This is a genomic window from Falsiroseomonas stagni DSM 19981 (assembly GCF_900114315.1).
GTDB classification, from domain to species: domain Bacteria; phylum Pseudomonadota; class Alphaproteobacteria; order Acetobacterales; family Acetobacteraceae; genus Falsiroseomonas; species Falsiroseomonas stagni.
This window is the reverse complement of record NZ_FOSQ01000001.1, coordinates 643,406-655,823: the sequence shown is the minus strand read 5'-3', so window position 1 is coordinate 655,823 and position 12,418 is coordinate 643,406. Positions and strand designations below refer to the sequence as shown.

The following is a 12,418-nucleotide window of genomic DNA, read 5'->3' as shown; positions in this document are numbered from 1 at the left end:
CTCAGACGCTCCCCGCGGCCTGTTCGATCGCCTCGACGATCTGGTTGTAGGTCGCGCAGCGGCAGAGATTGCCGTCCATATGCGCCACGATCTCGTCCCGCGTCGGGCGCGGGGTGCGGGCCAGCAGGGTCGCGGCCTGCATGATCTGGCCGGTCTGGCAGTAGCCGCATTGCGGCGCCTCCACCGCCACCCAGGCGCGCACCAGCGGGTGGTTGGCGCCGCCCGGCAGGCCCTCGATCGTGGTCACCGCCCTGCCCGCGGCCGCGGAAGCCGGGATGGAGCAGGACCGCACGGCCTCACCCTCCAGGTGGACGGTGCAGGCGCCGCAGGCGGCGACGCCGCAGCCATATTTGGTGCCCGTCAGGCCGAGATGCTCCCGCAGCACCCAGAGCAGCGGTGTCTCAGGCTCTGCCGCGACCGTGACGGCGCGGTTGTTGACCGTGAGCGAGATCATGAAGTCCCTCCATCCTGTCCAGCGGCCTTCATCGAGCCGTCCATGGTCCCCGGGCACCCCCGCCCCTTCGGCGCGCGCCAGCAGGGGGCCGCTGCCCGGCAGCTGGCGCACACATGGAGGAGCCGTCATCCGACGTCAATCGAAGGTTGCGCCACTCCGTGGCCAAGTCGCGGTCATTGCGCTGGGAGCAGCCGGCCGGTAAAGCTGGCCGCCCCGCCGGCGCGCCCGAAAGCCCTTGGCGGACGGCACCAGGTGGCGATGGATGGGCTGCTATCACTACAATCTCGGCTCGCTTTTCGCCGGATCTCGACCATCCGGTGCGGGACGATGATGGCACGGCGGCAGGGCGGCCGAGGCATCGCCTCCGCGCGCGTCGCTACCGCCATTCCTGCCGGCCCGCATGATATCAAGCCGCAGCGCGGCCACGCCGCCGGCCCTGCCTATGCCTTCTTCACCATTCCCCGCGCCTGAATGCCGCGGCAGCGACAGGGGATCGCGGCATGACCACACCGCTTGAGGGGGCGCTGGCGACGCTCATGGCACTCGGCGGGGATGCCGCGCGCGAACGCCATGCGGAATTCGCCGCCAGCCTGGTCACGCTGCTGGCGGCGCCGCCCGGCGCGATCCCCGACCGGGCGCGCTACGAGGCCGCGCTGAAGAACGGCTTCGCCTACTACTACTGGAAATGGGATCCGCGCGGCGTTGACCTCTACGACCCCGTCGCCGCCGCCATCGCGCGCTGGGCGGCGGAGCCCGAGCCGCCGATCGGCCTGCTCTGCGACCTCGTGGACTTCATCTACTTCCTCGTCTGGTGCTTCGAGGAGTCGAGTTCCGGCCAGTGCGCCCGCCTGGTCGGCCCGCTGCGCATCGCCGCCGAGGGCTTCGGCCGGACAGCGCCACGGCGCAGCCTGACGCCGCCGCCGGAGGGCAGCCGGAGCCTCCGCGTCGCCTGGCTCGGCATGTTCGCGCAGAGCGACAACCCCATGAGCATCGCCCTCCGCGCCGTGGCGCCGGCGCTGCGCGCCAAGGGGCACCACCTCGACGTCTATGCCTGGCGTTTCCTGGATGATCCCTTCCACGCGCATCTCCGGGATTCCGGCGCCGTGCTGCACGATTTCATCGGCGGCACGCCGATCGACACCATCGGCGCGATCGAGGCGCAGGCCCGGCAGGCACCGCCGGATATCGTCGTCTCCGACATGAACAACGGCGTGCCGACGGCGCTGTTCTCCCGCCGCCTCGCCCCCGTGCAGGTCTTTCTCCAGGCGGGGATGCCGGCCTGGCCGGTGCTGAACCTGGACGGCGTGTTCAACAGCTTCGGCTTCGACCCGAAGGAGGCCGGCTGGGGCGACGTCGCCATGCTGCGCATCGATGCTCCCTGGGACAGCGCGGCGCTCGATCCCGCGGTGCCGGAGGCTGACATCGCCGCCGAACGCGCCCTGCTGCCGCAGGGAACACGGCTGGTCGGCAGCTATGGGCGCTTCTCCAAGGTCACGCCGCCCTACCTCCACGCGGTGGAACGCCTTCTCCTCCGCTGCCCCGACGTGACCTTCGTGCTGGGCGGCACGGGCGACGCCGCCCATGTGAAGGCCTTCATCGACGCCAGCCCTGCGGGCCGCCGCATGGTCGTGCAGGAACGCTGGGTCGCGGGCCATGTCTGGGGCCACATCCTGGAATTGCTGCTGGACACCTGGCCCGTCACCGGCGGCGTCTCCGCGCGGGAGATGCTGGCCAAGTCGAAGCCGGTCGTTACCTGCTACAGTGCGGAGATGCCCGCCATCCACCGGCAGCGGGATCCCGATCTGGTGGCGCGGGACTGGGATGGCTTCGTGGACATCGCGGCGCGCCTGCTGCAGGACCGGGACGCCTATGCTGCGGCCTCGGCCCGCGCCGGCGCGCTGGTGCGACGGCTGAGCGAGGTCGCGACCTTCGAGGATGAGTTGGATGCGGATCTGCGTCTGGCGGTGCGGCATGCCCGGCAGCGGCGCTCGGGCCTCGGCCGGATGCTGACGGGCTTCAAGACACTGCTGGGGCGGGGCAGGAGCTAGGATGGGAGTGTGTCCGGACATGGCCAGCGCGCGGGACAGTTTCGACGCCGCCCTCATCCCCGGCATGCGGGCGCGCCTGGCGGAGGGTTATGCGCGTTTCCGGGCCGCGGAAGCCCGCGCCATCGCGGAAGCGGCGCCGCCGGAGGCGGGCGGATCGCTCGGCCGCTACCGCATCCGTGACTGCCCGGCCTGCGGCACCGCCGCGCCGGCGGCGCCCGTGCTCCGCAACCACGGCATCGACATCGTCGCCTGCCCCGGCTGCGGCCTGACCTATGCACGGCAGGTCATGGAGGAAAGCGCCGACGCGGCACGCTACCAGGCGTCCGAACTCGACATCGAGGCGATGCGGCTGCGCTGCTCCGGCCCCTATCTCGAGCTGGAGAACGCGCGCGCGCGCTACTACCTCGACCGCCTCGCGGCGCATGGGGGGGCAGGCGGCGCGCTGCTCGACATCGGCTGCGGCACCGGGACCACGCTGGTGGAGGCGCAGGGACGGGGGTGGAGAGTGCTCGGGCTGGAACCCGGCCGTGCCGCCGCGGCGGTGGCGCGAGAGCGGCTGGGCGCGGCTGGCCATGACCGTGTGATCGAGGGCTATTTCCCAGACGATCTTCCCGCCGGGGAGCGCAGCTTCGACGCCATCACCATCCTCGACGTGCTGGAGCATTTCGTCGATCCGATCGGCTTCCTGCGCGTGATCCGGCGGCATTTGGCGCCCGAGGGACGGCTTTTCGTCCAGGTGCCCAACTGGGACAGCCTGCTCGTGCAGCTGGAGGGCACGGCGAGTTCGGTGATCTGCACGGGCCATTGGAGCCATTTCACCCCGGCGACGCTGCCGGCGGTGCTGGCGCGGGCAGGCTACCGCTGCCTGCATGTCGAGACGGTGGTGAGCGAGGTGGATCGCATCGGGGCCTTCCCGCCGGAGGCGCAGCGAGAGGTGGTGGCGCGCCTGCGGCCCGATGCGGGGGGGATCGCCTGGCCGGACGCCGATGGCCCCGCGAAGGCGGCCCTGCTGCATGAGTTGGGGCTGAGCTACAAGCTGATCGGCGTCTTCGCGGCGGAGTGAGGCCGCGGCGGGGTGCATTCGCCCCGCCTGGTGTTGCGTGCGTTGGTCTGGACGCGAAAAAGCCGCCGGCCTTTGCGGGACGGGCGGGTCCGGTCACCCTCGTGTCGCTGCGGTCCTTCCACGACGATACGCTGCGCGTGTTCACGACATGCACGGCTTGCGACCGATCGAGGCGAAGCATCTTCCCGGCCGGACCGCGCCCCACTCCAGGCCCTATGGGCTCGTCCCATGCACCCGGCGGGCGCTGCCACTCCTCGTGATCCGGACGGGGAGAGCGCCGCACGAGCAGCCCCCTCCCCGCCGGTCCGGCATCAGCCCAGCGCGTCAGCGATCGGCAGCTTGCGGATGCGCCGCCCGACCAGGGCCGAGACCGCATTGGCCAGCGCCGGTGTGATCGGCGGCACCGGCGGTTCTCCGACGCCACCCATCCGCTCGCCGCTCTCGATCACATGCGTCTCGATCAGCGTCGGCGCCTCGTCCGTGCGCAGGACGTGGTAGCCGTCGAAGTTCGCGTTCTGCACGCGGCCCTCGGCGATCTCGAGCTTCTCCCCCATCGCGGTGGAGATGCCCTGGATCACGCCGCCCTCGACCTGGCTGCGGACGCCGTCGGGCAGTACCTGGCTGCCGCAGTCCAGCGCGACAACGACGCGATGCACGCGCGGGCGCCCGTTCTCCATCGACACCTCGGCCACCTGCGCGCAGAGCGAGCCGTAGCTCTCCACGAAGGCGAAGCCACGGGCCCGTCCGGCCGGCAGCGGCGTGCCCCAGCCAGCCTTCTCCGCCGCCGTGTTCACCACGCGGAGGGCGCGCGGATCATGCGCCAGCAATTCCCGGCGCAGCGCGACCGGATCCTTGCCTGCCGCCTGGGCGACCTCGTCCAGGAAGCTCTCCATGAAGAAGCCGTTCTGGGTCGCGCCAACGGAACGCCAGGGCATGCTGGGCACCGGCGCCTGGCGGCGGACATAATCCACCCGATAGGCGCCGGTGCGGTAGCGCGTGTCGTTCAGCGTCTGCACCGAGCTGGCGTCGAGGTCGCCCTGGAAGTTGTTGAAGTCCCGGTTCATCGAGGTGCCCGCCGTGCGGACCCAGAGACCCGTGACCTTCCCCTGCGCGTCAAGTGCGGCGCGCAGCCGCGCCATCTGCGCCGGACGACCCCAGCCCTGGCCGATCTCGTCCTCCCGCGTCCAGAACATCTTCACCGGCCTGCCGACCGCGCGCGCCACGATGACCGCCGCCGAGGGAATGTCCTCGTAGAGCCGCCGGCCGAAGCCGCCACCCTGCAACATGGTGTGCAGGCGGATCTTCTCCCGGTCCCAGCCGGTCTCGCGCACGACGCGGTTGAGCAGCCGGTCCTGGTTCTGCGTCGGCGCCCAGATCTCCAGCCGGTCGCCATCGATCCGGACGTTGATGTTCCAGGGCTCAAGCGGCGTGTGGCTGAGGAAGGGGACCTCGTAGTCGGCCTCCACCACGCGGGAGGCAGCGCGCAGCGCGGCGTCCACATCACCATCGTTGCGCGAAACAGCACCCTGCGGCTGCGCAAGCCCATCCTTCATCGCGGCCGTGATGTCGGCGGAGGTGGTGGTGTCGTGCGGCGTCGGCTTCCACGCGATGTCGAGCGCACGCCCGCCGCGCATCGCCGCCCACATGGAGGTCGCGACCACCGCGGCGCCGCCGGGAATGGCCACCACGTCGAGCACGCCCGGCACCGCCTTGGCGCTGGCCGCGTCGAAGCGGTCGAGCTCGGCGCGGAAGACAGGCGACACCCGCGCATACGCATAGACCATGCCAGGCAGCTTGAGGTCGATCGAGTAGATCGTCCCGCCATGCGTCTTCGCGGGGATATCGATGCGCGGCAGGCCGCGGCCGATCAGCTTCAGCTCCGCGGCGGGGCGCAGCGCGGCGCTCTCCGGCAGCGGGCGCTGGGCCGCCGCCGCGGCGAGATCCCCGAAGGCCAGGCGGCGGCCCGAGGCCGCGTGCACGACATGGTGGTCCTCTGCCCGCAGCTCCGCCGCCGGCACGCCGAGGCGCTCCGCCGCGACACCGACCAGCGCGACACGGGCGCGGGCCGCGGCCTCGCGCAAGGGCTGGTACCAGTAGCGCACGCCCCAGGACCCGCCGGAGCCCATGGCCGGGCCGGCGCCGACGTCACGCCGGTAGGGCGCGGCCGGGTGCGGGTTCTCCACCGCGATGCGGCCGGGATCGGCGCCGAGTTCGTCGGCCACGATCGCGACATGGCCCGTCCAGGTGCCCTGCCCCATCTCCGTGGTGGGCGAGTAGAGCGTGATCGCGCCGTCGGGGGCGATGGCGAGATAGGCTGTCAGCGTGCCCGCGCCGCCGGTCATCGGCGGGCGGACGGGCGGGTTGGCCTGGGCGGCGGCGTGGCGCGGCGCGGGCAGTGGCACGGCAAAGCCGAGCACGAGCGCGCCGGCGGCGCGCAGGAGCGAACGGCGCTCGAGGGCGATGGTCATGGTCTGATCCCCCTTCCGCTCAGGCGCCGGTGCCGGCCGCGCGCTTGATCGCGGCCCGGATGCGCGGATAGGTCCCACAGCGGCACAGATTGCCGACCATCGCGCTGTCGATGTCGGCGTCGGTCGGCTTCGGAATGGCGGTCAGCAGCGCCGCCGCGGCCAGTATCTGGCCGGACTGGCAGTAGCCGCATTGCGGCACCTGCTCCTCGATCCATGCCTGCTGCAGCACATGGCGGTTCTCGGGGTGAAGCCCCTCGATCGTCGTCACCTCCTGCCCGTCCAGGGCCGAGACCGGCGTCACGCAGGAGCGGATGGCGGTCCCGTCCACAAGGACGGTGCAGGCGCCGCACTGGGCGATGCCGCAGCCATACTTCGTCCCCGTCAGGTCGAGCGCCTCGCGCAGCGCCCACAGCAGGGGCATCTCGGGGTCAATGTCGAGCGTGTGCCGCCGCCCGTTCACGGTGAGGTTGACTGGCATGTGCGATCCTGGACGTTGCGTGGATCGGGCGGATCGGCTTCGCGACCTTACCCAAATGTCATGCTAGCCAGGAATGGAGCGGCACGGAAGTCCGCCTGCGCCATCCGAGGCAGGGCACCTTCCGTTCTGGTTCAACTCTGCAGGACACAGGCGAAGAGGTTCTGCACGATCGCCGCCCCCTGCCGGTCGGTCGCGCCGGGATCGAGGGATGGCAGTGGCTCAGGCCTGCCGCGACCTCGAGATCGCGAAGAGCGTGCGGCGGCGCTGGATACGCGGGCCCGAGGCGGAATCTCGGCATGCCTTTCACGGCCATGGCCAGGTGAATCCCTGCCGACAGCGCCACCGCATCGAACTCGCCTTCGGCCGCCTCAAGGACTGGCGCCGCATCGCAACCCGCTACGACCGCTGCGCCACCATCTTCTTCGGCGCCGTCACACTCGCCACCATCGTCATCTTCTGGCTCGGCAATGACTCCTGAGCCTCGGCCGGAGGAAACACCTGTTTATCGGATCGCGGGAGGGCGGCAGGCGGGCCTCCATCATCGACCCCCTGGTCGGCACCGCGACGCTCAACACCTGGGATCAGCAGGCCTGCTTGCGCGCGCTGCTCGACCGCACCGCCGGTCTCGCGCCCGGAAGCTCCGGCGCGACGCAGCCCGAACCGAGGCAAGAGGCAAAACGCCGCGGCCGTCAGCGCACGCTCGCAGTTGACGGAGCGTTAACCCGCGCGATCGCTACCGCGAGGCTCCGGCACCTGATCGACAGAGATGATTCGCACCTCTTTTGTCGAACTCGATCCATACGAATATAACGCCGTTCAATACTGAATCATCATTGCATTGATCGCATGCCTTGCTTTGTCCCTCATATTGGGGACGGCGGCTGTTTTGTCAGGCAGCAGCGCAGGTTCCAATGTGGTCTTTGCGCGGAGTGCTTTGAATGATGACCATGACAACCACGGCCACTCCGTTCACCACCACCTCCACCAGCATAGGCGCCGGCACCCGGCCAGCCTTCCTGAGCGCGCGGCTGGTCTGCAGCCGTGCGCAACATGATCCCGTCGCGAAAGCCCATCAGGCCTGGCAGCCGAAGTTCTCGGCGGACAATGTCGGTGTCTTCGATGTCACCAGAGGCCTGAACGATGGACCAATCCGCCTGGCCTCACCCGACGAGCCGATCCCGCCAGGCATGAAGTTCTTCTTCGAGGTGCAGCTCCGCCACGAAGGCGAATTCCGCGGAGACTTCCAGCGCATCCTCGAAGTCGGCGACAATTTCGTGAACCCCAGCAAGGCCAACGCCATCGCGTTCGGCCAGTTCTTCGCTGGCAGCGAGGTGGCTTTCGAGATCTTCGTCGGCGGCCAAAGCTACCAGATTTTCGGCGCGAACACCCTGATCCAGGGTGAAACCGCAACCCGGCGTATCCAGGTGACGGACGCCAACATCGTACAGCTCTACAAGAGCGACGTCCTGATCGGACAGCGCGAAGTGCCCGACATCAGAGTCATTCCACGCGACTCGGTTTTCATCGGCCGCGACAGCAGCGGCGAGTTCACGCCGCTCCGGGGCGAGTTCCTCTCGATCCGCTCCGATATCGATGGCAACCAGGTCGAGGACGCCCTGCCCTTGCCGCCCCCGAACCTGCCGCGCCCCATCTTCGTCGAGCCGCGCGACCATGAACCAAACCCGGTGCCAGGCGGTGTCGACACGCTTGCCGGCGGAGCAGGCAACGACCTGCTCGACGGCGGTGCGGGCGCGGATCTGCTGACCGGCGGCGGGATGAACGATGTATTCCGCTTTGCACGAGGGCAGGCACAGGGCGATGTGGTGGCGGACTTCATCGGGAACGGATCAGCAACGGGAGACCGGCTGGAGTTCAGGGGCTATGGCTCGGCGGCGCAGGGCGCGAGCTTTGCGCAGATCGACGCCCTGACATGGCGCGTCACGTCGGCTGACGGCCTTACCGCCGAGGACATCACATTCGCCAATGCCGCCATCCTGCACGGCTCGGACTGGAGCTTCCTCTGAGCATCGGCGCCGCGCCGATGATTGGCACAATGCAGGCGCGCTTCATGCCCTTCTGCTTACAAGGTCAGGTGCGTCATTCCCCGATGTCCGCTCCGCCATAGGCACTGAGCCCCCCATCGACAGGCAGGATGCTGCCAGTCACGAAGCCTGCCGCAGGTGAGAGGAGGAAATCGGCCACCGCCGCGACGTCCGCCGCCTCGGCCAGGCGCTGCAGAGGAATGCGCGGCAACAACATGGCATCCCCGCCGGCGAGTGGCCCGGCCGCGAGACAGTTCACGCGAATGCCACTGCCGCCCCATTCGCAGGCCATGGTGCGAGTCAGCATGCCGATCGCGGCTGCCTCCGGCCCCCGCCCATCCATCTCCGGCAGGCCCAGCTGCCCGAGTACCGAGGTGAGGTTCACGATCGCACCGTGGCCCTGGCGCAGCATGATGCGCCCCGCCGCCTGCGCGCCGATGAAGATGCGGTCGAGGTGCCCCGGCCTTCCGGCCTCCGCATCGATGTTGAACAGGCCGTCCAGGCGGCCATGCCGGTCCATGCCTTCTCCGGCCGGCACCGTCAGCACGCCACGCGCCGCGAGCCGGGTGGCGAGAGCCTCTCCGACCGGGCCCGGACCAATGGCGATCACCGGCGCGCCGACGGGCTGCGCGACCGGGCCGACCCCGCGAATCACGTTCGCATCCTCGCTGCCGCCATAGGCATGCGACGCACCATCGGCAACGAGCAGCGCACCGGTGACATAGGCCGCATCCGGGGAGGCGAGGTGGAGGATGGCGGCCGCGATCTCCGCGGGCGTGCCCATCCGGCCGAGTGGAATGCGGCGCACGGCCTTGGCAGGGTCCACACGCCCCTCGGCGATGAGGCGCTCCACCAGCTCGGTGCGCGTGTAGCCCGGCGCCACGGCGTTCACCCGGATGCCGTCGCGCGCCCAGGCGCAGGCGTGGTTGCGCGTCAGCGCGACAAGGCCGGCCTTCGACGCGCTGTAGCCGTTGCGAAGCGGAATGGCGCGCAGTGCCGCGCCCGATGCGACATTGACGATGGCGCCACCGCCCTGGCGACGCATCACCACCGCCGCCGCGCGCGCGGCCGTGGCGGCGCCATCCAGGTTCAATGCCAGCAGGCTGCGGAAGCCTTCCGGCGTCTGGTCGACCACCGCGGTCCCGCCATCGATCCGCCCGGCATTGTTGACCAGCACGTCGAGCCGCCCATGCCTGGCCGCGATGCCGTTGATCATCGCGGCAATGGCGGCGGGATCGGCCATGTCCACGCCGATCGCATCGTGCCCCGGGCCCAGTTCCTGAGCCTTGATCCGCGCGCGGTCGCCGTCGATGTCGGCCAGCAGCACGCGGTCGCCGACGGCGGCGAAGGCGCGCGCCGTCGCCAAGCCGATGCCGGCCGCGGCGCCGGTCACCAGGATGATGCGGGTCATGCCGGTGCGCTCAGGCCGATGTCTCGATATGCGCCCTGACCCGGCCGGCCTGGTCCACCCAGCCGCGGGTCTCCGCGAAGGCGACCATGCGTGCGACGCCCTGCCGCCACTCCACATCCTCGCCGCAGGGGGACAGGCGCCGGAGCGCCTCTGGGCAGACCCAGGCGGCCTCGCCGTCCGGCCGCGCCAGGCGGGCCAGCGCCGCTTCCGCCGGCTCGCTGCCGCGGGCGCCGGCATCGAAGCGGATGGAGAAGCGCCGGAAATCCTCGGGATCCACCAGCATCGCTTCCCCTGCCCCGGTGATGCGGATCAGCACCGCCTCACTCCGCGGCGAGCGTTGCCGATGTGGCATCCACGCCCAGTTCCTTGCGGATCGCCGGGATGATCCGCGCTCCCCACAATTCGATCTGCTTCATCATGGTCCGATGGTCGAAGTCGCCGAGCTGCGTCTGGATGGCGACATGCTTCGGCTTGAGGATGCGGATCTCCTCCACCATGCGCTCCACCACCTGGTCGACACTGCCGACCGGCAGGTTGGCGCGCATCTGCTCCAGCGGGATGTCGTTCGGGCTTTCTTCCTCATTCACCATGAAGCCGTCATCGGATTGCGCGCGGCGGTACTTCAGCGCCTCGGAGATGCGCCGCTGGTAGCGGGCATTCTCCAGGTAGCTTGCCACCTCCGCCTCACTGCCGGCATAGGCGCAGCGCAGCAGCGCGATCTTCGCGTCGTCGATGCTCCTGCCCTCGCGCACCGCGATCGCGGTCAGTCCCTCGCGCATCTGGCGCAGCTTGTCCGTGCCCTGCAGCAGCGCGGTGACGAACAGGTTGTGGCCCTCGCGGATCGCTCTCGCCTGCGTCTCCGGATGGCCCGTGGCGATCCAGATCGGCGGCATGGGCTTCTGCACGGCGCGCATGCTGATGGAGGTCAGCGGCAGCTGGATGTGCTTGCCGTCGTAGCTGAAACCCTTCTCCTTCAGGCCGAGCTGAATCACGTCGAGGAATTCGTGGAAGATCGCGGGCGCATCCTCGATCCGGACGCCGAAGCGGTCGAACTCGAACTTCTGGTAGCCCGAGCCGACGCCGAGTTCGAGGCGGCCGTTGGAGACAACGTCGCAGAAGCCGGCCTCTGCCAGCAGCCGCGCGGGATGGTACATCGGCAGCACGCAGACCGCGCTGCCCAGGCGGATGCGCTTCGTCAGCGCCGCCATATGCGCGACCATCATCAACGGCGAGGGACAGAGACCGTAATTGGAGAAGTGGTGCTCGGCATACCAGGCCGTGTCGAAGCCGGCCTGGTCGGCGGCCACGGTCTGCTCCACAGCGTAGTTCAGCACCTGCTGCGAGGTCTGGTGGTAGCCGCGCTGCTGCATGAGGATGAAGATGCCGAATTCCATGGAAACGCTTCCCTTCCCGTTCTTGGCCCCTTGCTGCAAGCATCCTAGGCGCTAGCCATTCGCCGCAACAATACGCTATCCACAAGCAGTATCTGTGCGTTTTCCGTAAAGGAAGCCCGATGAGCCGCCTGCAGGCCATGGAGCTCTTCGTGAGTGCGGTGCGAGAGGGCAGCTTCTCCGCCGCCGGGCGCCGGGCTGGGCTCTCGCCGGCCTCCGTCTCGCGCCAGGTGGCGGCGCTGGAGGCGGCGCTGAACATCCAGCTGCTGAACCGCACCAGCCGCACGCTGGTGCTGACGGAGGCGGGCCGCGAATACCTGGCGCGGCTGGAGCCGATCCTTCAGAACATCGCGGAGGCCGAGGCCGCCGCTTCCGCCTTGCAGACCACGCCGCGCGGGACGCTGCGGGTGCATTCCCGCTTGATGTTCGGCATGCGCGTGGTCGCGCCGCTGATCCCGGCCTTCCAGGACCGCTACCCCGAGCTGCGCGTGGAACTCCGCCTGGCGGAGCACCCGGCGCGCCTGGCGGAGGAGGAGATCGACATCGACCTGCGCATCGGCGCGCCGCCCGATGCCCAGCTGATGCAGCGCCGCCTGCTGCGCAGCGAACGCGTGCTGGTGGCAAGCCCCGCCTACCTCGCCCGCATGCCGCCGGTGACCACGCCGCGCGACCTGCTGGCGCAGCGCTGCCTTGCCTACTGGCTGGGGCCTGAAGACGTGGTGTGGCGCTTCCTCGTCGGCGGCGGGATGGAGGAACTGCGCATCGCCGCCCATTTCGCCAGCAACAATGGCGAGGTGCTGCGCCAGATGGCGATCGCCGGCCACGGCATCGCGCTGCTTGACGACTACACGGTGCGGGAGGAGTTGGAGAGCGGGCGCCTGGAGCGGCTGCTGCCGTCGCTTCGCGTTACCAACACGGGATTCGACCTCGGCATCTATGCCGTGTTCCGCCAGACCAGCCTGCTGCCGGCCAAGACGCGCGTCTTCCTGGACTTCCTGGTGGAGGCCCTGCCCGGCCTGATGAGCCAAGGCTCCGCGCGTTGACCGACCGGTCAGTCTGCGTC

At 69.8% G+C, this 12,418-nt stretch carries 10 protein-coding genes and 1 pseudogene; 5 read left to right on the top strand and 6 right to left on the bottom strand.

The window, feature by feature from the left end; genetic code table 11:
- Position 1: 1 nt before the first annotated feature.
- Positions 2-454: a (2Fe-2S)-binding protein gene (locus BM041_RS03070; RefSeq protein ID WP_092957411.1), complete on the bottom strand. Its 453-nt coding sequence runs from the start codon at positions 452-454 to the stop codon at positions 2-4.
- A gap of 500 nt (positions 455-954) precedes the next feature.
- On the opposite strand from BM041_RS03070, the gene BM041_RS03065 reads away from it, so the two are divergent.
- Both BM041_RS03065 and BM041_RS03060 read left to right on the top strand, forming a co-directional pair.
- Positions 955-2,502, top strand: a complete 1,548-nt coding sequence (locus BM041_RS03065; RefSeq protein WP_092955281.1) for a tetratricopeptide repeat protein — start codon at positions 955-957, stop codon at positions 2,500-2,502.
- A 1-nt stretch (position 2,503) separates the two neighbouring features.
- Positions 2,504-3,565: a class I SAM-dependent methyltransferase gene (locus tag BM041_RS03060; RefSeq protein WP_092955278.1), complete on the top strand. Its 1,062-nt coding sequence runs from the start codon at positions 2,504-2,506 to the stop codon at positions 3,563-3,565.
- Between the two features lie 311 nt (positions 3,566-3,876).
- Here BM041_RS03060 and BM041_RS03055 read toward each other — a convergent pair whose 3' ends face one another.
- A complete protein-coding gene (locus BM041_RS03055; protein ID WP_092955275.1) occupies positions 3,877-6,033 on the bottom strand; it encodes a xanthine dehydrogenase family protein molybdopterin-binding subunit in 2,157 nt (718 codons plus the stop codon).
- 19 nt (positions 6,034-6,052) lie between these two features.
- Entirely contained in the window at positions 6,053-6,511 is a 459-nt protein-coding gene (locus BM041_RS03050; protein ID WP_092955272.1) for a (2Fe-2S)-binding protein, read from the bottom strand.
- 331 nt (positions 6,512-6,842) lie between these two features.
- Between BM041_RS03050 and BM041_RS03045 the strand changes: the two are divergent.
- A pseudogene (locus BM041_RS03045) lies at positions 6,843-6,989 on the top strand (IS5/IS1182 family transposase); the annotation flags it as partial.
- Positions 6,990-7,449: 460 nt separating this feature from the next.
- Complete coding sequence (locus BM041_RS03040) at positions 7,450-8,535, top strand: calcium-binding protein (protein ID WP_092955269.1); 1,086 nt, start codon at positions 7,450-7,452, stop codon at positions 8,533-8,535.
- A gap of 73 nt (positions 8,536-8,608) precedes the next feature.
- Here BM041_RS03040 and BM041_RS03035 read toward each other — a convergent pair whose 3' ends face one another.
- From BM041_RS03035 to BM041_RS03025, 3 genes are read right to left on the bottom strand one after another with little or no spacing between them, the layout of a single operon-like run.
- Positions 8,609-9,964: an SDR family oxidoreductase gene (locus tag BM041_RS03035; RefSeq protein ID WP_175533691.1), complete on the bottom strand. Its 1,356-nt coding sequence runs from the start codon at positions 9,962-9,964 to the stop codon at positions 8,609-8,611.
- A 10-nt stretch (positions 9,965-9,974) separates the two neighbouring features.
- Entirely contained in the window at positions 9,975-10,280 is a 306-nt protein-coding gene (locus tag BM041_RS03030; RefSeq protein ID WP_092955263.1) for a hypothetical protein, read from the bottom strand.
- Between the two features lie 4 nt (positions 10,281-10,284).
- Entirely contained in the window at positions 10,285-11,358 is a 1,074-nt protein-coding gene (locus BM041_RS03025) for an LLM class flavin-dependent oxidoreductase (protein ID WP_092955259.1), read from the bottom strand.
- Positions 11,359-11,477: 119 nt separating this feature from the next.
- On the opposite strand from BM041_RS03025, the gene BM041_RS03020 reads away from it, so the two are divergent.
- On the top strand, positions 11,478-12,398 hold the full coding sequence (locus BM041_RS03020; protein WP_092955256.1) for a LysR family transcriptional regulator: 921 nt from the start codon (positions 11,478-11,480) through the stop codon (positions 12,396-12,398).
- Positions 12,399-12,418: the final 20 nt, after the last annotated feature.

Coding starts and splice junctions, on each gene's coding strand:
- BM041_RS03025 (WP_092955259.1), bottom strand. CDS start 11,358: ATGGAATTCGGCATCTTCATCCTCATGCAGCAGCGCGGCTACCACCAG.
- BM041_RS03020 (WP_092955256.1), top strand. CDS start 11,478: ATGAGCCGCCTGCAGGCCATGGAGCTCTTCGTGAGTGCGGTGCGAGAG.
- BM041_RS03065 (WP_092955281.1), top strand. CDS start 955: ATGACCACACCGCTTGAGGGGGCGCTGGCGACGCTCATGGCACTCGGC.
- BM041_RS03055 (WP_092955275.1), bottom strand. CDS start 6,033: ATGACCATCGCCCTCGAGCGCCGTTCGCTCCTGCGCGCCGCCGGCGCG.
- BM041_RS03040 (WP_092955269.1), top strand. CDS start 7,450: ATGATGACCATGACAACCACGGCCACTCCGTTCACCACCACCTCCACC.
- BM041_RS03050 (WP_092955272.1), bottom strand. CDS start 6,511: ATGCCAGTCAACCTCACCGTGAACGGGCGGCGGCACACGCTCGACATT.
- BM041_RS03070 (WP_092957411.1), bottom strand. CDS start 454: ATGATCTCGCTCACGGTCAACAACCGCGCCGTCACGGTCGCGGCAGAG.
- BM041_RS03035 (WP_175533691.1), bottom strand. CDS start 9,964: ATGACCCGCATCATCCTGGTGACCGGCGCCGCGGCCGGCATCGGCTTG.
- BM041_RS03060 (WP_092955278.1), top strand. CDS start 2,504: ATGGGAGTGTGTCCGGACATGGCCAGCGCGCGGGACAGTTTCGACGCC.